Here is a 20,828-nt window from a genome sequence, read left to right on the forward strand (position 1 = left end):
ATAGCTCAGTTTTTAGCTGAGTCAAAGTGCGATCGCTCTATCATATAAATATCTAAACAGATATTCAGAAAAGGAGGAAATGAATGAATAGCGCATTCAGCAATACAAACATTAATGTGCAACTCGTCGAATCCTTGATTCAAGCTATTTATGCACTCTCACCCGCAGAGCAAATTCTAGTGCGATCGCGGCTTCTAAGCAACCTCCCACAAGTCAACACACAAACTACTCCACCCAAACAATCGGTTATCGACATTCTCAAACAATCCCCTGGACAACAACTTTTCCAAACTCCTGAAGAAGTCGATCGATATCTGCAACAGGAGCGATCTTCTTATGACAGCTAAATATTCCAGATGCCAGTATTGTGTATGTTGATACTGCGAAAATGTCTAATTTATAAATACAGAGAAACTAATGAGTAACTTGTCAACAAAACTACTAACAGATACCTGGGTAGTAGCCTCATGGAATGAATTTATCCAAACCATCGAAAACCCAGCTTATCAAAAAGCTAAAGGCTACTATTACAACGGAAAAATGAGGATTGAAGGAATAATAGTAAGCCCAAATCATGCAAAAGATCATGCGATTATCGCCGTTGCTGTTCCTTTATTTGCTGCTATTAAAAATATCCCGCTAAATGGATTAGATAACTGTAGCTATCGAAAACCTGGGGTTTTGGAGTGCCAACCGGATATATCTTACTATATTGGAGATCGATCGCAACTTGCACCCACAGGAAGTGCGATCGTCAACCTCGATGTTACACCACCGCCAGATATTGCGATCGAAATTGCCGACACAAGTTTATCAGATGATAAAGGTGAAAAACGGTTACTTTACGAAGAAGTAAAAGTAGGAGAATACTGGATAGTAGATGTACAAAAGCCAGAAATATTTGCCTTTGAAATCATCCCCACTGGCGGAAGTAGAAGAATTACTCAATCTCAAAGATTACCAGGATTAGAAATGTCTTTATTAGAAGAAACATTGCGGCATAGTCGCCAAATGCCACACTCGCAAGTAATAGCCTGGTTATTAACTCAAATTCAATCGTAAATGTGTCATAAATAGAAGTGTTGGTTTGAGTGCGATCGCTTTTACTACCTCCGCGATTTACCAGTAGAATAAAAACCCAGATAATATGCCAAACCTAATCGTTATAGCAGGGCCAAACGGTTCGGGAAAATCGACAGTTGCCCCGGCGTTATTACAAGGAACATTCCGAGTAAATGAATTTGTAAATGCGGATGCGATCGCGCAAGGATTATCAGCATTTGCACCAGAAAGAGTAGCCTTTCAAGCCGGAAGAATAATGCTAGAACGATTACAACAACTAGCGAATCAACGGGTAAATTTTGCCTTTGAAACCACTTTAGCTAGTCGAACTTTTGCTCCTTGGATTGCTAATTTACAACAAACAGGTTATCTATTTAATCTAATTTTCCTGTGGTTGCCTAGTGCAGACATTGCGATAGCTCGTGTCCAACAAAGAGTTACCCAAGGCGGTCATCATGTCCCTGAAGAAACTATTCGACGGCGCTATAATTCAGGTATCCGAAATTTCTTTCAATTATACCAACCTTTAGCAAATAACTGGCGGTTTTATGATAATTCCAATCCAGCCGAAATTCGCCTAATCGCCTCCGGTAAAGGAATAGTTGAAGAGGTAATTTCAGAAAATGGTACATGGGACAGTATTAAAAGGGAATTTAGCTGATGAATGAAACAAATAACCAAAAAATCGCGGAAATTTTTGCTGAAGGAAACTCGATCGATAAAGCTTTAAATCAAGCAGTGCAAAAAGCTGTTTGGAAGCACAAAGTTTTAGGTAATTCCATAGCTGTTTGGCGTGATGGCAAAGTTGTTTGGATACCGCCAGAAGAAATTAATTTGACAGAAAAGCCATTAATAGAATGATGGATTGATTAGAGCGATCGCTTTTACTACCTCCGTGATTTAGGTCAAACTTGCAAACAGGGACAAGTAAGAGCAAAATTGCGCGATCGTTCGATGAAAAGGTATATTATCGATCGCCAGTCAAAGTTTTAGCAATCCGATCGCGATCGGTTGCTTCCCAACACTGCACGAACAGAAATTTTTCGTAAAAGAAGGGAATCAGGGAGCACTTTGGCTGATTATTTCGACGTTGTTCACCAGAGATTTTATTGAATGGAAACTACGGTTAAAAAGTCGGATTTTATCTTAGCCCCCTACATGAAGAGTAACGACTTACGGGCGACTTATCAAATTTTCAATACACTTGTTCCATATATTTTTTTATGGTTTCTAGCCGTTAAAGCTGCGTCTGTTTCCTTTTGGTTGCTTGGGCCGATCGTTGTTTTGATGGCGCTGTTTTCCGGGCGCTGTTTTTCTTTAATGCACGATTGCGGACACTATTCTCTTTTTACTTCAAAAAAAGTCAATCGAGCGATCGGTTTTATGCTCGGTGCAATCAACGCCATCCCCCAATACCCCTGGTCAAGAGGGCACGCCTATCACCACAAAACAAACGGTGATTGGGAACGGTATCGCGGTCCTTCTGCATTGATCGAGACTGAAGAATTTGCCAAACTCAGTCCATCTGCTCAACTGCGGTATGAACTGCTGAGGCATCCATTGATGATTTTTCCCGGTGGTTTTTTCTACCTTGCCATTAAGCCAAGACTGGCACTGATTCTTGGAACTTATGGTTTTATCGTTCATCTTTTGACTTGCTTGAAACAAGATCCGGGCATCGGTTTAGCAAAAATCATCTCTTCCTACAAATCTAAAAATTGGTACACTGCGGGTGAATTTTGGGATCTGCTTTTCAACAACATTTGTGTAGTTGGAGGGGTGATTTTTTTCGGTCATTTACTAGGATTTGGTTTTTTCCTAAGCGTTTATTCAATCACGCTAACTCTTTCGGCGGCGATGTTAATCAGTGTGTTCTTTGTGCAGCACAATTTTGATGGTTCTTACGCCCACAAAACGGAAGGCTGGGACTATTTGCTAGGAGCAATTAAGGGCAGCAGTTACCTGGAGTTACCAACAGTTTTTAAATGGTTTACCGCAGACATTGGCTATCACAATATTCATCATCTTTCCGAAAGAATTCCTAATTACAACCTGGAAGCTTGCCATAATCAGAATCGTCACCTGTTAGCTAATTCAAAAGTTCTGCAAATGTCCGATATTCCTGATTGTTTTAAATTTATTCTGTGGGATTCTGCCGCGAATCGTCTGGTATCGATCGCATCATTTCGTCAATCTACCCAATCGATCGTAGATACAGCAGATCTCAGAAACCCGGTTTCTTGAAGAAACCGGGTTTCTTTGTACCTCTTTTTTTACCATTTACTAATCAAATCAAACTACCAAAAATCATGGAGAAAATCGCCAGATATCGCGGCAGTCTACTCGGTTTAGCAGTTGGCGATGCCGTCGGAACAACCCTGGAATTTAAACCCCCTGGAACCTTTACACCAATTACAGATATGGTGGGAGGTGGCCCTTTTCAACTAATACCTGGACAGTGGACAGATGACACTTCAATGGCGCTTTGTTTAGCCGAAAGTTTAATCGAAAAAAAAGGATTCGATCCGGTTCATCAACTGCAAAAATATGTGCAATGGTATCGCCAAGGACACCTCAGCAGCACCGGAAGATGTTTCGATATTGGTGCCACTGTTCAACAAGCACTTTGGCGGTTTGAAGACACAGGCGAACCTTTTTGTGGTTCGATAGATCCATTAAGTGCTGGTAATGGTTCGATTATGAGATTAGCACCTGTACCGCTGTTTTATGGTGCTGATTTTGCAGATGCGATCGCCAAATCCAAAGACAGTTCTCGCACCACTCACGGCGCTGATACAACTGTTGATGCTTGCCGATATTTAGCCGCTTTAATTGTTGGTGCAATTAACGGAATTAGTAAAGAAAAGTTACTCGAAACTCGCTATTCTCCGATTCAAAACTATTGGAAAAACCACCGATTAGTAGAAGAAATTGACGAAATTGCTACAGGTTCTTTTAAACATCGTCAACCCCCAGAAATCAAAGGAACAGGTTACGTAGTCAAGTCTTTAGAAGCAGCATTATGGGCATTTTACCATAGTAATTCCTTTGCCGAAGGTTGTTTGTTAGCCGTCAATTTAGGCGATGATGCTGATACAACTGGCGCAGTTTATGGGCAATTAGCTGGGGCGTTTTATGGAGAAGAGGGAATTCCGAAAAGTTGGCGAGAAAAGCTAGCTAAACATGATTTAATTGTTTCAATGGCAGAACAAATTTTTGCTTTAAGTTGGGATTAAGTAGTTGGTTAAAAATTATCTTATTACTTATTATTGAGATCTTGTAACTAGCAAATTGCGTTATTATATAAATAACTATGCTTTTAATTTAAATTTCCTCAATAAATCTGGAGTTACTAAACCTTGAGGGAAAAAGATAGTTCCTAAAACAATTAAAACACCAAAAATAATTAACCGACCATCTCTTAATAATTGTGCCAACCAAACAGGTAAACCTGGAATATCTGCAACTCCCCGTAAAATTTCTGGTAAAGCAGTAAATACCATACCTCCCAACACTGGGCCAACAAAAGTTCTACTCCCACCAATTAACACTGAGGTTAGATAAATAATACTGGCATCAAAAGTCCCTTGTCTGGCATTCCAAGTATTTAAAAAATGAGCACTTACAGCACCAGCAACTCCAGCTAAAATTGCTCCTAAAGTAAAAGCTAGAACCTTGTAAGTAGTGGGATTGATTCCCATTGCACCAGCAGCTAATTCATCTTCTCGAATGGCGACAAATGCCCGACCAACTCTGATAATTTCTAACCGATATAATAAAAATATACTAATTAAAAGTAAAGGCAAAACCACCCATAAATATTCAATGGGAGAAGCAAAAGGTTGGGGAATTCCAAAAATTCCCACTGCGCCACCTGTAATTTCTAAATTTAGGGATAAAACTCGTAGTATTTCGACAAAAGCAATTGTGGCTAACGCCAAATAAATTCCCCGAAGTCGCAATGCTGGAATTCCTACTAAAATTCCTAATATGCCAGAAACGATCGCAGCAACTAGCATCTCCAATAATAACAAAGGAATCGGAAATAACCCTTCCCTACTAGGAAAAAGTTGAATTAGCCTTTCTAATAACCACCCCAATAAGCCTTCACTGTTAGGAAAAACTTGCGTCGATAAAATAGCGGCGATATAGCCACCCAAAGCATAAAAACCGGGACTAGCTAACGATAATTGTCCAGTCATTAATGGTAAATAAAGCGATAGTCCTAGTAATGCACCTAGTATCATGGAAATGACTAAAGGGCCATAAGTATTAAAGAAATCAGCCATGATTAATTAAACCTTTTGAATTAAACGTCGCCCTAATAAACCTTGGGGTCTAACTAATAGCATAATAAATAATATGCCAAAAGCTACGGCATCTTTATAAGCGGAATATTGCCCCGGAACAAAAGCTTCTACTACCCCAATTAATAGACCTCCTAAAACTGCGCCGGGAATACTACCTAAACCGCCTAAAACAATCACAGCTAAACCTTTTAAACCAAAAGCAATACCAAAATAAGGCCCAGCAATACTGACACTAGAACCGACTAAAGTTCCAGCTACTCCGGCTAGGAAACTACTAATAAAAAATGTGAGAACGATAAAACCATCCGTGTTAATTCCTAACAAACTAGAAGTAGTTGGATCTTCCGCTACTGCTCGCATTGCTTTACCATATTTGGTATAATTAATAAAATAAGTAAGAATGGCTACAGCGATCACGGAAACTAGAAAAATTACTATTTGTACTGTGCGAATGGGAATTGGATTTGTTACTGAACCAAAGTTGATAGATGCAGGTAAATTACCAAAAGTATTTCCGGGGAAAGTGTAGTTTTCTGCACCTACTAAATACTGAATTAAGTTGACAATTACTAAGGCTACACCTAAGCTAGAAACTACGGTTAAAAGTGGGTCTGCACCTCTACGGCGTAAAGGGCGAAAAGCAATTCTTTCGATCGCAACTCCCACCAAACCTGCGATAATACTACCTAAAATTAATGCCACAGGAAAAGGCAATTTAATCGGTAATGCCGCATTAGCTAACAAACCATTAAAACCAAAAGCTTCTCCCATCAAAGCATAAGTTAAATATGCACCAAGAGTAAAAATTGCCCCATGAGCAAAATTAATGATGCCTAAGATAGAGAAAACCAGAGTATATCCCAAGGCAAAAATTGCATAAATGCTGCCAATGGATAAACCGTTGAGGAATTGTTGAATAAACAGAGTTAAGTTCATATTCTTGATTAATCATTGGTCATTTGTGATTGGTCTAGAATAATGACCAATCACAAATAACTATTTTTTCACAAAGGCAAATTTACCATTATTACCATCAGCATCAACTTGTAATTGTGCGACGTAAAAATCCTTTTGAATTACTTCACCAATTGGGGTAAAAGCAATTTCACCCAAGGGAGTGTCGTACTTGCCAGTGAGTAATTCTTTGTTTAACTCGGAACGCAATTTTTCCAAAGGCATTTTGGCAATATCACTTTTTTGATCTACCGCTTTTAGGGCTTCTACAAACACTTGCACTGCTGCAAAAGCTTGGGCGCTAAATTGGGGTGGTTCTTTCTTGTATTGTTGCAGATAAGCGGCACGAAAAGCTTTATTAACCGCGTTAGAATGTTCGGGGCTATAAGCTTGGGCGACTAACACACCGTTGCAACTTGCTTTACAGACGGCGAAAATGTTAGAAGTATTGAAACCATTGCCGCCAATAATAATGCCTTTGTAACCCAATTCTCGCAACTGGCGCACTAAATTTCCGCCATCGGCAGCTAAGCCCGAAATAATGATTAAATCTGGTTTTTTGTTAATGGCGTTAGTTGCTTGGGCTTGAAAGTCGGTGTCAGTTGTTTGAAACTTTTGGACGGTGACAATATTTAAACCTTTATCTTTTACGGTTTTTTGAAAAATTTCGGTTTCTGACTTGCTGAAAGCATCATTTTGGGCGTAAAAAACAGCTACGTTTTTAATCTTTGGATTTAACCTTAAAGCTGTGTTAATTGAGTTAGGGGCAACAATAGAAACGGGGGCGGAAACACGGGCAACATAATCACCAATTTCAGGAATACCTTTTGCAGTATTAGAAGCAGCAATTACCGGAACTTTTGCCCGTTCAGCAATGGGGTTAGCACTAAAGGCTTGCTGGGATAAAGTTGGGCCAACTATTCCGACAACTTTATTTTGATTAATCAGAATTTGAAAAGCATTAATTGTTCCTGCTTCATCTCCGCCAGTATCCTGTAAAACTAATTTAATCGGAGTACCATCAACGCCGCCTTTGTCATTAAAATATTTCTCGGCAAGTTTGGCACCTTGAATGCCTTCTTGTCCTAAAAGGGCAACGTTACTTGTTTGGGCTAAGGCAACACCAATGGGAATGTCTTGAGAAATTGAATTTGTTTGTGAGTTTGAGTTAGTTTGAGTACAGGCTGACAGGAATAAAGCCAAGCCAGCAAACAAGGCAGTAGTTTTTCTCATAGTTGGCAAGTATCTCTGGGTGGATATATTTTATATGATTTCAGGTTTCAAATTATATAATCAGGAAAAGCAAAAATAGCTAAAAATTTTTCATCAGTAAACGTCAAGTATATTGATAATTACTTAGCGATGAATAAATGCGTTGTGCTAATATGGCGATCGCGAATAGTTTGTCAAATCTTCAATTTCACTCGATTTCTACTCTCTGCGTCCTCTGTGGTTCCAAAAAACTGTAAATGCCAGGGGAAATTTTTTCATCTTGATTTCATTTCTATATGAAAAGCTTAAAATTCAGTTGCTACCTTGTCGTCAAGGACTTTGCTGATGATGCGCCGAGCTAACCTTTCTCAAGTTTGTGTACCGCTTTTGAGTCTGCTGATACTAACTGCTCCTACAGTGGTTTTAGCTCATGCTGGACATGATGGGCATGAGTTTGAGGTCAATGAAGCTGTGCAATCTTCTGATGCGATTCAAGTTGATGCAGAAACCGCAAAACGGCTGGCGATTAAAATAGAACCTGTGAAACGGCAACTGTTAGCAGTTAGCATTAAAACCACTGGGCAAATTGAAACTTTGCCTAGTAAAAAAGTTGAGGTAACTACACCGATTTCTGGGGCGAAAGTTGTTGAGTTGTTGGTTGAGCCTGGTGCTTTTGTAAAGGCGGGTCAACCTGTTGCGGTTTTAGCTGCGCCTGATTTGGTGGAACTGCGGGTTAACTCTCAGGAAAAAAGGGCTGAGGCGGAAGGAGATTTGCAAAAAGCTTTAGCAGATTTGAAGCTGGCGCAAGAAAATTTAGCACAACAACGTCAAATTGCTGCGGCTGAAATTGCACAAGCTAGTACTGAAGTGAGGATAGCGAAGGAAAAGTTTCAGCGGGATAAGGATTTGGCGAGTGCGGGGGCGATTCCGCGACGGACAATGCTGGAGTCGGAGGCGCATTTGCGTGAAGGTGAGGCGCAGCTGGTGAAAGCTATGAGTCGTCGGGAGGTTTTGGCTGCGGAGGCGGAACTGAAACGGGCACAAACTGCGGTTGAGGTGGCTAAGTCGCGCTTGGGGTTGAGTGAAACTGCTTATCAAACAAGGTTGCAACAACTGGGAACTCGCCCTAATGAGAAGGGTTTGGTGGTGGTGACGGCGCGGATTTCTGGTGTGGTGGTTGATAGGGAGGCTACGCTGGGTCAGGCTTTTGAGGATGCGGGTGGTAAACTGATGACGATCGCAGATGATAGCAAAGTTTTTGCCACTGCAAATATTTATGAAAAGGATTTAGATAAAGTTAAGTTAGGTCAACGTGCAATGGCAAGATTCGCCAGTTTACCTAATCGCACATTTAACGGCAGAATAACAGTTATTGGCTCGGTAGTAGGAGGCGAAACGCGAGTTTTGCCAGTGAAAGTTGAGTTGGAAAATGCTAGCAAAGAGTTAAAACCGGGAATGTTTGCTGAGTTAGAAGTTTTCACCGATCAAACAGCTAATCCTATTTTAGCGATTCCTAGTTCGGCGGTGGTTGATGCGAATAATAAAAAATTGGTTTATGTGCAGAATGGTAATGCTTTTCAAGGTGTAGAAGTTACTTTGGGTGAAACTTCTGGGGATTTGGTAGAGGTGAAAAATGGTTTATTTGAAGGCGATTTGTTAGTTACTCAACGTGCGCCACAACTTTATGCTCAGTCTTTGCGCGGTGGTAACGCAAAAGCTAAAAGTGAAAAGGAAGAAGTTAAAAGTAAAGCGGAAGATTCGGAAAGCAAGAATTTAGAATTGAATATCAAAAATGTTGCGCCTTTTTGGTGGATGATTCCGGGGGGTGGTGCGATCGCATTTGCTGCTTTTTGGCTAGGTCGAAGAACTAAACCTCAGATAACTTCGCCATCTCATACAATAGTTTATAGTAGCAATAATGAAAAAGGTGAATTGTCTGTTTTGGGGAAGGGGGAGAGCGATCGCACAGTATGATAGATGAATTGGGGGTAATCAGATGTCTTATAGTCAGTTTACCTTAGAGACAGTCGAACAAGCTTTTGGATTGAATATTATCGAAAAGCTCGATCTGTTTAGCAATATTCCAGAAGCACCTATTAGCGATTTCTTAAAGCAATCTCTTGAATATAACACGCCTTTAGCATTAGAGATTGCCACAGAAAAAGCCAGATCGGAAATGATTATCACACCTATTTTAATTGAACTTAGACAACAATTTAATTCTAAAATTAGTTTGTTTCGGGAAGAGAGTTTAATATTGATATTCAACAGGGATTAATCGGTTATTGTGATTTTATTATTAGTAAATCCCCATCGCAATTGCTAATTAAATCGCCTGTAGCTGTGATTGTCGAAGCCAAAAATGATAATATTCAATCAGGTTTGGGTCAGTGTATTGCAGAGATGGTAGCAGCACAAATATTTAATCAGCGTCAGAATGAAAAGAATGAAAGCATTTATGGTTCTGTAACCACTGGAACTAACTGGAAATTTATGAGATTAGTTGATAAAGTAGTTGAAATCGAGCCGAATGAATATTTTTTGAGTAATATAGGTAAAATTATGGGAATACTAAGAAGTTTTATGGAGTGAGAATACTAATTGCAAAGCCACAAATATTTGTAGAATTTGTTTATTTTTTCCCCTGAATTAAGAGAAAGATTACGATCGCCAAATCTAAGGCAATAGTTTATAGTAGTAATAATAAGAAAGGTAAATTGGGTGTTTTGGTTAAGGGGGAGAGCGATCGCACAGTATGATAGAGAAGATAGGAGCGAACACCAAATACTAGAGAGGTTAATAAATGATGCAAACTGAAACTAAAGTATCTCTCTACGAACAAGATTTTGCTTTATGGATCGAGGATGTGGCAGCAAAATTAAAAACACGAGATTTTGATAATCTTGATGTTGATAATCTGCTGGAGGAAATCGAAGCTTTGGGAAAATCGCAGAAGCGGGAACTTAAAAGCCGTTTACAAACTTTGCTGGCTCATATTTTGAAACGGATATATGTTGATAGTCCATTAGATTATAACGGTTGGGAGCGAACAATTCGAGAACAACGCAAAGAATTAAGGCTTTTGTTTGAACAATCTCCTAGTTTAAGAAACTACTATATAGAAGTTTTTTCTGGAGTTTGGGAAGCAGCATTATTGGAAGTTAAACAGGAATACAAGAAAACTCAGTTCCCCGATCAATGGCAATTTAGTAGCGATGCTGATGTGGTTTTAATTGAAGAATTTTGGGAAGAAGTACGATCAAATAAAATCCCCTTAAATTAATAGGAGAAATTATGATTGCGAATCCTCAAAAGTATAAAAAAATGACGGCTGAAGAATACCTAAAATGGGAATCTCAGCAGGAACTTCGACATGAATATGTTGATGGGGAAATTTTAGCTATGACAGGGGGTACTATTCCTCATAACGAAATTGCTCTCAATTTTTATACAGCATTAAGACCTCATTTGCGTCAGAGAGGATGCCGAGCTAACGTATCGGATGTGAAAGTTCAGGCAAATCAAAATAGTCGTTATTTCTATCCTGATTTAGTTGTCACTTGCGATCCAGAAGATTTGAAATCCCGTGAGTTTGTGCAACATCCTAAAATTATTGTTGAGGTGCTTTCTCCTGGTACAGCAAATTACGATCGCGGTGATAAATTCAAGTATTATCGGCAGATGCCAAGTTTGCAAGAATATGTTTTAGTAGATTCTGAATCTATTTCCGTTGAAGTTTATCATCGCGGAGAAGGTAAAATGTGGCTTTATTATGCTTTTACGAATGGGGATACGATCGCATTAGAAAGTATTGAGTTTGAGTGTGCGATCGAACTTTTGTATGAAGGGATTATATTTGATAATCAATAAAATTTTGACATTTAATTACTTAGGAAAAAGATTATGAACAAAATAATTCCTAAAACTGATACTCTTTACGATCGAGATTTTGTGGCGTGGTGTGAAGATACTACGGCTAAACTTAGAAAACGAGAATTTGATAATCTAGATGTTGAGAATTTAATTGAGGAGATCGAAAGTTTGGGAAAAAGCGATCGACGAGAATTAAAAAATCGCTTAACTGTACTATTGGCTCATATTCTCAAACGAATGTATGTCAATAGTCCTGAAAATTTTAATGGTTGGGAATTAACAATTCTCGAACAACGGCGACAAATTAAAAATTTATTGCAAGATTCTCCTAGCTTCAAACCCTATTTAGCACAAATATTTTCTGAAGTATATCAAGATGCTCTGGAGGAAGTTGAACTAGAGTATAAGAAAACTGAGTTTCCTGATAGTTGGATATTTGATATTGAAACTGATGTACTTTTATCTAAAAAATACTGGGAGGAGCAATAAAGCTGAATTAGTAGTTTTGGTTAGGGGTGAGAGCGATCGATCTTTATAATCCTGAAACTTATCCTGAGACTCGATGATGTTTATCTAACCAAGCTTTAATCGCAGAATTTAAGATAGTTTTTTCACTGTCTTTAATGCCTGCGGGGTCGAAGCGATCGCGATAATAAAGCTCGATAATTGGTATCATATCATCAACTAAATCCCTTCCGAGTGAATCTTCTTTCAGTCGATTAATCCAGTTCTTTAAAGACTCAGAAGGATGGCGGTTTAATCCTAACTCATTTAAAGCTTTTTCAATTAAATAAAATTGCGAATTCTGTTTAACTATTTGAGGTTTAACAACAGGTTTTAGCGAGATTTGTTTTCTCGACAAACGTCGCACACCTTTTTTTTGTCCAACTCTCCACATCAACATAAATACCAAAGGAAAGATTAACCACCAAAAATAATTTAATTCGTTGCTACTTCTCAAAACTTGGGAAATTTTAAAGCTCAATAACGACCATAAATCAGTTATTAATGATAACTTAGAAGCTGTTGCATCCTCAATATTTGTCCAATCAGCAGGCGTGGTATCTAATACTTGCCATTTGCCATTTAAATATACCATTGTCCAAGCATGAGCATGACGACTTCGCACAATATATTGATTTTCTAAATTACTAAACTCATGCACTGAATATCCCACAGCATAACGCGCTGGTATACCTGCTGCACGTAATAAAAGTGTAGTTGCAGTTGCAAAATATTCACAATGTCCAACACGATTTTTTAGTAAAAATGTTGATATAGGTGTTGTATAGTTATTTTTACCCGTTAATTGGAGAGAATAAGTAAAGTTTTTCAGGAAAAATCTATCTACGTTGTTGACTATTTTTTGGGAAGATTTTCCCGTAATATTCAGTTGGTTAATAATTTGATTAAGTGCTGGTTTTTCTTGATTTGGTATTTCTAGATCTTCGGCTGTTGGTGGGTTATCTAAAGAAAGTTGATTGTTAAAATAAGCTTGGTAATTAATATCATTAATTTTTCCGGCTACTTTGACCGCACCAAACTTGTTTTTCTCCATTCGATTAACGGCTAATTCATCAATTTTAAATGTTCCATCTGGTAGGGTTAATAAACCTTGACCACCTTTAAGGTTAGTATAAATAGTTATTTTATAACTTTCAGATGGTTGATTTCCCAGATTCCAAGTTGTGCCGTTTTTGTCTGGTTGTACAACAGTAAAGTTAGGTTTTGCAGCTACCCAAATTGAGGATTTGTACTTATTATAAGTTGCTTCTCTTAATAGTTGAGGGCGAGTTTGTTGAGTTTTCGGGTTGACTCTTAAAACGATTTCGTTCGATCGCTTTAATACCCCAATATCTCCAATATTTGTTTGCTTCTTAGATGAATTTGTCGCTTGTTCAATTCCATCACTGAACCATATAACTACATGATTTTCTAAACTTAAATGAAGTTGATGTAAGCCAATTTGTCCGATAAATCCTACAGTTCCAGCAGTTAGCAACAAACAAAGCCAAATTAAGGGAGAAAATCTTTTAGAACGCAGTGAGTACAGCGCGATCGCTATTAACACAAACATCCCAATATAAAAAGATATATTCGCACTATTGGCGTTACTAGCTGATAAAATACAAGCAGCAAGATAGGGATAAGTAATATTAATAGTAAACTGCTTATTGTTCTCTGATTTTTTACCATTAAATAACAGAAAAAGTGAGGTTGCATGAATATGTTCATCCACTGAGTAACTTTGCACTGTTAAAAGTGGGAACAAGACAACCGGAAGCCACTGTAAAAGCGTATAAACAAAGTAAAAAGTAGGGTTTTGAATTAGCAGATAAATAAATAGAATAATTAGAATAATTAGACATAAATTAGCTACGCGACGGACATCAGCAGCGGAGAAATCCCAGCGCCAAGAAATCAGTCGAGAACCTTCAATAATTACAGCCATTGGAATGGCAAAAAACCATAGTCCTGTTTGCCATCCCCAAAATATTAAAGCTGCACCTATCAGCAGTGGTGGAGTTTTCATATTTTCATTAATTCCTGTTGAATTTTACCTAACTCTAGTAAATGAAAAGTTGCTAGTTGATCGGTCAGAGATTTTACATCTAAGTTTTCTAAATGAGTTGATTTTTCTTGAATAATTAATACTAAGGTATGAATACCCATTCCTTTGAGATAATTAACTAATTTTTGGCGTGATTCATCCCAAGTTAGGAAGATACAAATACAGCCACTTAGTAAAGAAATTCTCTCCATAACTACAGGGATAATTGAATCAAAAGTTTTATCTTGACAAGCTACCACAGATGCGAGAATTTCTAGCATTTTATCAGTATGGCTTAAACTTCTACCAAAGGTAAAACAATAGGCTTCATGACCGACAAACATTAAATCTAATAATGATTCTTGGGTTTGTACTTCATAGGCTAGGGAAGCTGCGATCGCAATTCCTTCTTCTAAAATTTCGCTATACTTAACATTGAGAAAAGTATCTAAAATTAAAGCGTGTCGGACAAAGAATTCATCCTGTTCTTCTTTCACAATTGGTTTACCAACTTTTGCCCAACTTTTCCAGTGAATTTTTCGCATTGGATCTCCCGGACGATACTCTCGTAAAGACCGAAATTCCTCTGCATCTCCTACAGATGAAGCTAAGGCTACGCCGCCAGATTGATATCTCCTTAAACCGGGAAGTTTAATCGGGGGAAGGTTGTATAATTTGGGTAAAACTAACAAAGATTGAGGTAAATAATTGGTGACGCAAGCATTGAATAACCCAAAGGGATCGGGTCGAATAACTGTTAAATCAGCGAAGCGAATTACACCTCGGTAATCAGGTGTTATTTCATAAACAACGTCGGTTTTACTGTTAGGTGGAAGCGGGGGTAAATCTATTGCTTTTGCTGTGGCTACTCGTTTTCTGGAAATTAACCAAAGCCAGCGATAATAGTATCTATCAAACGAATTGCGCTTTTCTTCTTTTGGTTCTGGGGTTTCGCTAAATTCTTTAAAAGTGGGACGAGGATCGGCAAAACTTTCTAATAGTTTTAGGTTATGTTGAATTTTATTAGTTTTATTGTGAATCACAAGGCGATATTTTAGTTTTACGCCAACAGTTGCAAAGCGAGGTAGTATCCGCACTGCACTAAAACGGAAAGCAAAAAACCGACTAAAAACTATTGATGTGATGAGGATTGATAACAGAAAAGTAAATATTTGATAGGTCAGGTTTTGCGTGGTATCTAAGCCAAGAGTGGCAGAGATAATTAAACATAATAATATTATCAATCCTCCAGTTGTTAATCGTCGTCGGCGGGATTGTTCAAGCGCATAACTGAAACGGAAAAATCGATAGATAAAACGGTTCATTTTTTAGGTGGGAACGGGTAGAGATTTGAGGATTTCTTCAACAACTCCAGTCGCGGTTCTTCCAGAAAAACGCGCTTGGGGTTCCATAACTAATCTATGTGCTATTACTGCTACTGCTAATTCTTGAATATGTTCGGGTGTGACAAATTCATAGCCGTCGAATAATGCTAATGCTTGCGCTATTTTCATTAAGGCTAGGGAAGCTCTCGGACTTGCTCCTAATTGTACACCTTCTGCCGATCGCGTTGCGTTAACAATATCTACTAAATATCTTTTCAATTCTTCGCTAATTCTAACTTGTTTAATTTGCTGTTTTAAGCTGATTAAATCTTGTAAATCAACACAAGGTTGTAGAGTATCGATCGGATGTTGTTGAATTTGATCGGAAAGCAAGTTAACTTCATCTTCCGGCGAAATATAACCTAAACTAAATTGCAGTGCAAATCTATCCATTTGCGCTTCGGGTAATGGATAAGTACCGCGAGATTCCACTGGGTTTTGTGTAGCAATGACAAAAAATGGCTCTTTCAGTTTTCGCACGTTTCCATCAATACTAACTTGAAATTCTGCCATTGCTTCTAATAATGCTGATTGCGTTCTGGGTGAGGCGCGATTAATTTCGTCAGCTAAAACAATGTGAGCAAAAATTGGCCCTTCGTGGAAATGAAAAGTGCGATCGCTAGGTTCTAAAATCGAAATCCCTAAAATATCTGAAGGTAAAAGATCCGGTGTAAATTGAATACGTTTAAAACTTACATCAATAGAAAATGCTAAGGCTTTGGCTAAAGTGGTTTTACCTGTTCCGGGATAATCTTCTAGTAACACATGACCGCCACTAGCAAAAGCTGATAATAGCTTTCTGATTGCTATTGATTGCCCTTTCATTACTTTTTGAATATTGTTACTAATTATTTGGTAAATTTCTTGACCGGACAATCTATTAATTGATAAGTTTACATTATCCATTTTGTAAAATTGAAAAATTAGGCTTTAGTTGCCAAGAGAAAGTTAGATAATATTAATTATAAATTGGTTTCAATTGTTCCCAAGGTTGCTGTTGTAAAACTTTAAAAACTGTCGATCGCGTTTCTCTTGGCTTAAACTCAGGTCTTGCACCAGTCACAAAATCCGCCTGCGAATCAATTTCCGGGCGGACTCGGATCTCAGGTGCAAGATCTCAGTTAAATTTCACTCTGATTTCATTTCTCAATGTCATTCTAAATTGAACAGAGTGCAATTCTGTTCAGTTCCCAGAGCTTGAAAAATATGCTCAATGCTATCCTTAAATGGTCGATCGCACGTCGCTGGATCGTCGTCCTGGGCGCGATTTTGGTGACATTTTTAGGTGCGTACAATCTCACCCAAATGCCGCTGGATGTGTTTCCTGACTTTGCGCCACCGCAAGTTGAGATTCAAACGGAAGCGCCGGGACTTGCGCCGGAAGAAGTGGAAACTTTGATTACTTTGCCGATCGAAAGTGCTGTGAACGGTACCCCCGGAGTGGAAACGGTGCGATCGTCTTCTGCGGTGAGCATTTCGGTGGTCAAGGTAATCTTTAAATGGGGGACTGATGTTTATCAAGCGCGTCAACTGGTAGCGGAGAGATTGCAGCAAGTTCAAGCAAAATTGCCGGAAGGTGTGGAAAATCCCCAAATTTCCCCGATTTCTTCCGCTATTGCTACAGTTATTCAGTATGCTTTTACTGCGGAAACTACGCCGTTGATGGAAGTTCGCCGCTTAGTCGATCGCGATATCAGCAACAGACTGTTAGCTGTACCGGGTGTTTCTCAGGTGATTGCTTACGGTGGGGATGTGCGCCAGTATCAGGTTTTAGCCGATCCTGCTAAACTGAGAGCTTTCAATGTTTCTTTGGCAGAAGTTACGGAAGCAGTAAAAGGCGCAAATGTCAATGCTGCGGGTGGTTTTTTAATTAATCCCGATCGAGAATTGATTATTCGGGGATTGGGGAGAGTTGAGTCGATCGAACAACTGGCAAAATCAGCGGTGACGGCGCGAAATGGTACGCCTGTTTTGTTGCAAGATGTGGCAGAAGTGAGGATTGGCGCAACTTTGCAGCGTGGTGATGGCAGTTTGGATGGGGAAAGAGCGATCGTACTTTTGGTGAACAAGCAACCACAATATGATACTCCGGCTGTGACGAAAGCGATCGCCAAAGCAATGGAAGAGGTAAAGGCGGGATTACCAAAAGATGTGAAAGTTACCGAAACATTTCGCCAACAAAACTTTATTGATTCTGCGATCGAAAATGTTACCAGTTCTTTAAGAGATGGCATCATTATTGTTTCGATTATCCTATTAATGTTTTTGATGAACTGGCGCACAGCTATTATTACTCTTAGTGCAATTCCTTTGTCAGTTTTGATTGGAATGATGATTTTAGGATGGTTTGGTTTGGGTATTAATACAATGACATTGGGAGGATTAGCAGTGGCGATCGGATCTGTGGTGGATGATTCGATCGTAGATATGGAAAACTGTTATCGAGGATTGCGAAAAAACCAAGCTTCAAGTAATCCAGTACATCCTTTTCAAGTTGTTTATGACACATCTGTAGAAGTGCGAGTCAGCGTGATTTTCTCTACAGTAATTATTGGGGTTGTTTTCGCGCCGATTTTCTTTCTTACAGGTGTGGAAGGTCGGATTTTTACACCAATGGGAGTTGCTTATTTAGTTTCAATTTTCGCCTCTACTTTTGTGGCGATGACGCTTTCTCCTGCATTGTGCGCGATTTTGTTGGCGAATCAGCGATTGCGATCGGAAGATACTTGGGTAACAAAACTTTCCGAAACACTTTATCGACCAATACTTAATTTTTCGATGCGTTTTCCCAGCATTATTTTACTAATTGCAGGTGCATCTTTAGTGGCATCTTTGGTGATTTTACCAAGTTTAGGAAGGGTATTTTTACCAGAGTTTCAGGAATCTTCTTTGGTGAATACGATACTTTTATATCCGGGAAGTTCTTTACAAGCAACTAATCAAGCGGGATTAGCAATGCAAGATGCACTTAAAGGAGATAAACGTTTTGCATCTGTGCAGTTACGTGCGGGAAGAGCTCCGGGAGATGCAGATGCGGGGGGAGTAAATCTCGGACATTTGGATGTAGAACTGAGTAAGGAGGGATTGAAAGATCGAGAAAAAAGTATTGAAAAGATCCGCGAAGAGTTTGCTAAGTTACCGGGAGTTGCAACTGGCGTAGGTGGATTTATTTCACACAGAATGGATGAGGTTTTATCGGGAGTGCGAAGTGCGATCGCCATTAAAATTTTTGGTGCAAATCTGGAAGAACTGCGGCGCATTGGTACAGAAGTTGAATCAGCAATCAGCGATGTTTCGGGATTAGTAGATTTGCAACTTGAACCACAAGTTCCGATTAGACAATTACAAATTCAGTTTAACCGAGAAGCAGCGGCTCGTTACGGTTTAACTGTGGGAAATCTCACGGAAATGGTAGAAACTGCACTTAACGGAAAAGTCGTTTCTCAAGTTCTGAAAGATCAACAACTTTTTGATTTAATGGTGTGGTTAAAAGAAGATGCGCGAAGTAACTTAGATACTATTAGCGATCTATTAGTAGACACTCCCACAAATCAAAAAATCCCCTTAGCTCAAGTTGCTACTATTGATTATGGCACAGGCCCAAACACAATTAATCGCGAAAATGTTTCCCGTTTAATTGTGGTTTCTGCTAATGTTACAGGTCGAGATTTGGGATCTGTGGTAGAAGAAATTCAAAATAAAGTAAGTCAATCAGTGCAGTTACCAACTGGTTACTTTATTCAGTATGGCGGACAGTTTGAATCCGAGCAACGAGCGACACAAAACTTGTTAGTGTTTGGGGGAGTGGCGATCGCCATCATTGCAGTTTTAATGTACTTTGCCGTTAAATCTATTCCGGCAATGTTAATGATTATGATTAACTTACCATTAGCATTAGTTGGTGGGATTTTCTCGATCGCTTTAGGAGGCGGAATCATCTCCGTTGCTTCCCTAGTCGGATTTATTACTTTATTCGGAGTTGCTACCCGCAATGGTTTGTTATTGGTAGATAATTACAACAATAAAATCGCGCAGGGAATGCCTTTAAAAAATGTGATTTTTGAAGGTTCAATGGAAAGATTAGTAGCGATTTTAATGACCGCTTTAACTTCAGCTTTGGGAATGATACCTTTAGTTATTGGTAGCGGTGCAGGTAAGGAAATTTTGCAACCTTTAGCGATCGTAGTGTTAGGAGGATTGTTTACTTCAACAGCATTAACTTTATTAGTTCTCCCAGCACTTTATTCTCAGTTCGGTAAATTATTAATCCCGAAACAAACTCAATTAGAGGATAAAGCTATTGTCACCGATGGAGTTAAAGCTTTATAAAAAAGCTCTCTCTTCCTCTTTCCTTCGCGTCCTTCGTGTCTTCGTGGTTCCATAAAAAGATTTTTTTGAACCACGAAGACACGAAGGAAACGAAGAAGGAAGAAGATGTTGAATCTGGCTGATCTGATTTAGAATTTGGGATTAAAAGATAGAGCAAGAATGTGCAAAAATCGCACGATTATGCCTGATATTGACATTAGCATTTGCCATAATGTCTCATATTGGTGTTGGGAAAAGTGAGTAATAATTATCAGGAATTTATCGGTTTTTAGATGTAGGTTTGCGATCGCTTTTACATCTACGAAGCTTTGATTAGCAATTTTTAGGAGTTGAATTATGAAACGAATTACCAAAGTTTTGGCGATTTTTTTGGCGACGATCGCTATTTTGGCGATCGGCAATACCATGCTTACTAATTTCTCTGTGCAAAAAGTACAAGCACAGGAAGCGATAGAGGAGAACGTAACATCAGATTCTAATATGGGAATATTGCGTACACTTCCCAGTAACGCAGTAGAAGCAAAAACCCCAATTGTTCAACCCAATAATCAAGTAACTAGACAAGCAAGAAATTCTGATTTAGCTTGTAACAATGCTAACTTTAATTCTTCTACTTTTGGTGGGTTTTTGTCTCCTCCGCCAAACTATAGGAGAAATGACAAAAGACCTAACAATTATTCGGCTTTTAAGCGAGATTGTTTAAATCCCGCTCCTAGTGGCGAATGTTGGGGAAAACCTCGTTCTAGATTGTATGCCAGATTCAATAATATTAGGGAATGGCGAGGTAAAATTTGCGGCAAGTCAGTACAGAATGCCTACAATAATCATGTTGTTTCTTACCGACAAACAAATAATCCATCTTGTCCTATTGGCGGACAAAAATACTGTCAAATTTATTATGGCCCAGTTATCGGTTTCCAACCCTAATGTCGGCAGGGGTCTCCCGTTATAACGGAGGTTAACGGGAGGGGAATGCCGATTTGATAGAAAAGTGAGCGTAGCGAAAACGATAACAAAGATTTATATCACGGCAGGAAAAAGGGTCTAATAGTTATAAGAGGCAACAAAATAACATCGCTCGGATTCACCAACGTATTCAACGCCAGAGAAAAGATTTTCATTATAAAACTGCTCATCAATTAGTGAGGAAAT

The 20,828-nt window shown here is 38.9% G+C and carries 21 protein-coding genes; 15 read left to right on the plus strand and 6 right to left on the minus strand.

The window, feature by feature from the left end:
* Positions 1–83 precede the first annotated feature (83 nt).
* The 6 genes from ACE1B6_RS12790 to ACE1B6_RS12815 all read left to right on the plus strand — a co-directional run bounded on the left by ACE1B6_RS12790 (position 84) and on the right by ACE1B6_RS12815 (position 4,298).
* Entirely contained in the window at positions 84–347 is a 264-nt protein-coding gene (locus tag ACE1B6_RS12790; RefSeq protein ID WP_413257618.1) for a hypothetical protein, read from the plus strand.
* Between the two features lie 70 nt (positions 348–417).
* Entirely contained in the window at positions 418–1,062 is a 645-nt protein-coding gene (locus tag ACE1B6_RS12795) for a Uma2 family endonuclease (protein WP_413257619.1), read from the plus strand.
* 85 nt (positions 1,063–1,147) lie between these two features.
* On the plus strand, positions 1,148–1,723 hold the full coding sequence (locus ACE1B6_RS12800) for a zeta toxin family protein (protein ID WP_413257620.1): 576 nt from the start codon (positions 1,148–1,150) through the stop codon (positions 1,721–1,723).
* The gene (locus tag ACE1B6_RS12805) at positions 1,723–1,923 is read left to right on the plus strand and encodes a hypothetical protein (RefSeq protein WP_413257621.1); all 201 of its coding nucleotides are present in this window, start codon (positions 1,723–1,725) and stop codon (positions 1,921–1,923) included. Before ACE1B6_RS12800 ends, ACE1B6_RS12805 begins: the two co-directional genes overlap by 1 nt.
* 252 nt (positions 1,924–2,175) lie before the next feature.
* A complete protein-coding gene (locus ACE1B6_RS12810) occupies positions 2,176–3,306 on the plus strand; it encodes a fatty acid desaturase (RefSeq protein WP_413257622.1) in 1,131 nt (376 codons plus the stop codon).
* Between the two features lie 65 nt (positions 3,307–3,371).
* A complete protein-coding gene (locus tag ACE1B6_RS12815) occupies positions 3,372–4,298 on the plus strand; it encodes an ADP-ribosylglycohydrolase family protein (RefSeq protein ID WP_413257623.1) in 927 nt (308 codons plus the stop codon).
* 75 nt (positions 4,299–4,373) lie between these two features.
* Here ACE1B6_RS12815 and ACE1B6_RS12820 read toward each other — a convergent pair whose 3' ends face one another.
* The 3 genes from ACE1B6_RS12820 to ACE1B6_RS12830 are packed head-to-tail and all read right to left on the minus strand — an operon-like array spanning position 4,374 to position 7,559.
* Positions 4,374–5,351 carry a branched-chain amino acid ABC transporter permease gene (locus ACE1B6_RS12820; RefSeq protein WP_413257624.1) on the minus strand — a complete coding sequence of 326 codons (978 nt, stop codon included), beginning with the start codon at positions 5,349–5,351 and terminating at the stop codon, positions 4,374–4,376.
* 6 nt (positions 5,352–5,357) lie between these two features.
* Positions 5,358–6,308: a branched-chain amino acid ABC transporter permease gene (locus tag ACE1B6_RS12825; protein WP_413257625.1), complete on the minus strand. Its 951-nt coding sequence runs from the start codon at positions 6,306–6,308 to the stop codon at positions 5,358–5,360.
* A 60-nt stretch (positions 6,309–6,368) separates the two neighbouring features.
* Positions 6,369–7,559 (minus strand): ABC transporter substrate-binding protein, encoded by a 1,191-nt coding sequence (locus ACE1B6_RS12830; protein ID WP_413257626.1) that lies wholly within the window; start codon positions 7,557–7,559, stop codon positions 6,369–6,371.
* Positions 7,560–7,886: 327 nt separating this feature from the next.
* Between ACE1B6_RS12830 and ACE1B6_RS12835 the strand changes: the two genes are divergently transcribed.
* From ACE1B6_RS12835 to ACE1B6_RS12860, 6 genes are all read left to right on the plus strand, one after another.
* Entirely contained in the window at positions 7,887–9,512 is a 1,626-nt protein-coding gene (locus ACE1B6_RS12835; RefSeq protein WP_459563022.1) for an efflux RND transporter periplasmic adaptor subunit, read from the plus strand.
* 22 nt (positions 9,513–9,534) lie between these two features.
* Complete coding sequence (locus ACE1B6_RS12840) at positions 9,535–9,816, plus strand: hypothetical protein (RefSeq protein WP_413257628.1); 282 nt, start codon at positions 9,535–9,537, stop codon at positions 9,814–9,816.
* 65 nt (positions 9,817–9,881) lie between these two features.
* Positions 9,882–10,130, plus strand: coding sequence for a hypothetical protein (locus tag ACE1B6_RS12845; protein WP_413257629.1), 249 nt, complete (start codon positions 9,882–9,884; stop codon positions 10,128–10,130).
* Positions 10,131–10,341: 211 nt separating this feature from the next.
* Positions 10,342–10,821, plus strand: coding sequence for a DUF29 domain-containing protein (locus tag ACE1B6_RS12850; protein ID WP_413257630.1), 480 nt, complete (start codon positions 10,342–10,344; stop codon positions 10,819–10,821).
* Positions 10,822–10,832: 11 nt separating this feature from the next.
* A complete protein-coding gene (locus ACE1B6_RS12855; protein ID WP_413257631.1) occupies positions 10,833–11,408 on the plus strand; it encodes a Uma2 family endonuclease in 576 nt (191 codons plus the stop codon).
* A gap of 33 nt (positions 11,409–11,441) precedes the next feature.
* Positions 11,442–11,900 (plus strand): DUF29 domain-containing protein, encoded by a 459-nt coding sequence (locus tag ACE1B6_RS12860; protein ID WP_413257632.1) that lies wholly within the window; start codon positions 11,442–11,444, stop codon positions 11,898–11,900.
* A 58-nt stretch (positions 11,901–11,958) separates the two neighbouring features.
* On the opposite strand, the gene ACE1B6_RS12865 is transcribed toward ACE1B6_RS12860, so the two are convergent.
* From ACE1B6_RS12865 to ACE1B6_RS12875, 3 genes are read right to left on the minus strand one after another with little or no spacing between them, the layout of a single operon-like run.
* The gene (locus tag ACE1B6_RS12865; protein WP_413257633.1) at positions 11,959–13,944 is read right to left on the minus strand and encodes a transglutaminase-like domain-containing protein; all 1,986 of its coding nucleotides are present in this window, start codon (positions 13,942–13,944) and stop codon (positions 11,959–11,961) included.
* Complete coding sequence (locus ACE1B6_RS12870) at positions 13,941–15,287, minus strand: DUF58 domain-containing protein (RefSeq protein ID WP_413257634.1); 1,347 nt, start codon at positions 15,285–15,287, stop codon at positions 13,941–13,943. The genes ACE1B6_RS12865 and ACE1B6_RS12870 overlap by 4 nt, the downstream gene beginning before the upstream one ends.
* A gap of 3 nt (positions 15,288–15,290) precedes the next feature.
* On the minus strand, positions 15,291–16,253 hold the full coding sequence (locus ACE1B6_RS12875) for an AAA family ATPase (RefSeq protein WP_413257635.1): 963 nt from the start codon (positions 16,251–16,253) through the stop codon (positions 15,291–15,293).
* Between the two features lie 300 nt (positions 16,254–16,553).
* Here ACE1B6_RS12875 and ACE1B6_RS12880 point away from each other — a divergent pair, with 300 nt between their 5' ends.
* The 3 genes from ACE1B6_RS12880 to ACE1B6_RS12890 all read left to right on the plus strand — a co-directional run.
* Positions 16,554–19,676, plus strand: a complete 3,123-nt coding sequence (locus ACE1B6_RS12880; protein ID WP_413257636.1) for an efflux RND transporter permease subunit — start codon at positions 16,554–16,556, stop codon at positions 19,674–19,676.
* Positions 19,677–20,012: 336 nt separating this feature from the next.
* Positions 20,013–20,603: a hypothetical protein gene (locus ACE1B6_RS12885; RefSeq protein ID WP_413257637.1), complete on the plus strand. Its 591-nt coding sequence runs from the start codon at positions 20,013–20,015 to the stop codon at positions 20,601–20,603.
* Positions 20,604–20,698: 95 nt separating this feature from the next.
* Positions 20,699–20,828 (plus strand): transposase (locus ACE1B6_RS12890; RefSeq protein WP_413257640.1); only part of this gene is annotated, 130 nt, incomplete at its 3' end.

Source organism: Floridaenema fluviatile BLCC-F154, from assembly GCF_041929135.1.
GTDB lineage: Bacteria > Cyanobacteriota > Cyanobacteriia > Cyanobacteriales > Aerosakkonemataceae > Floridanema > Floridanema fluviatile.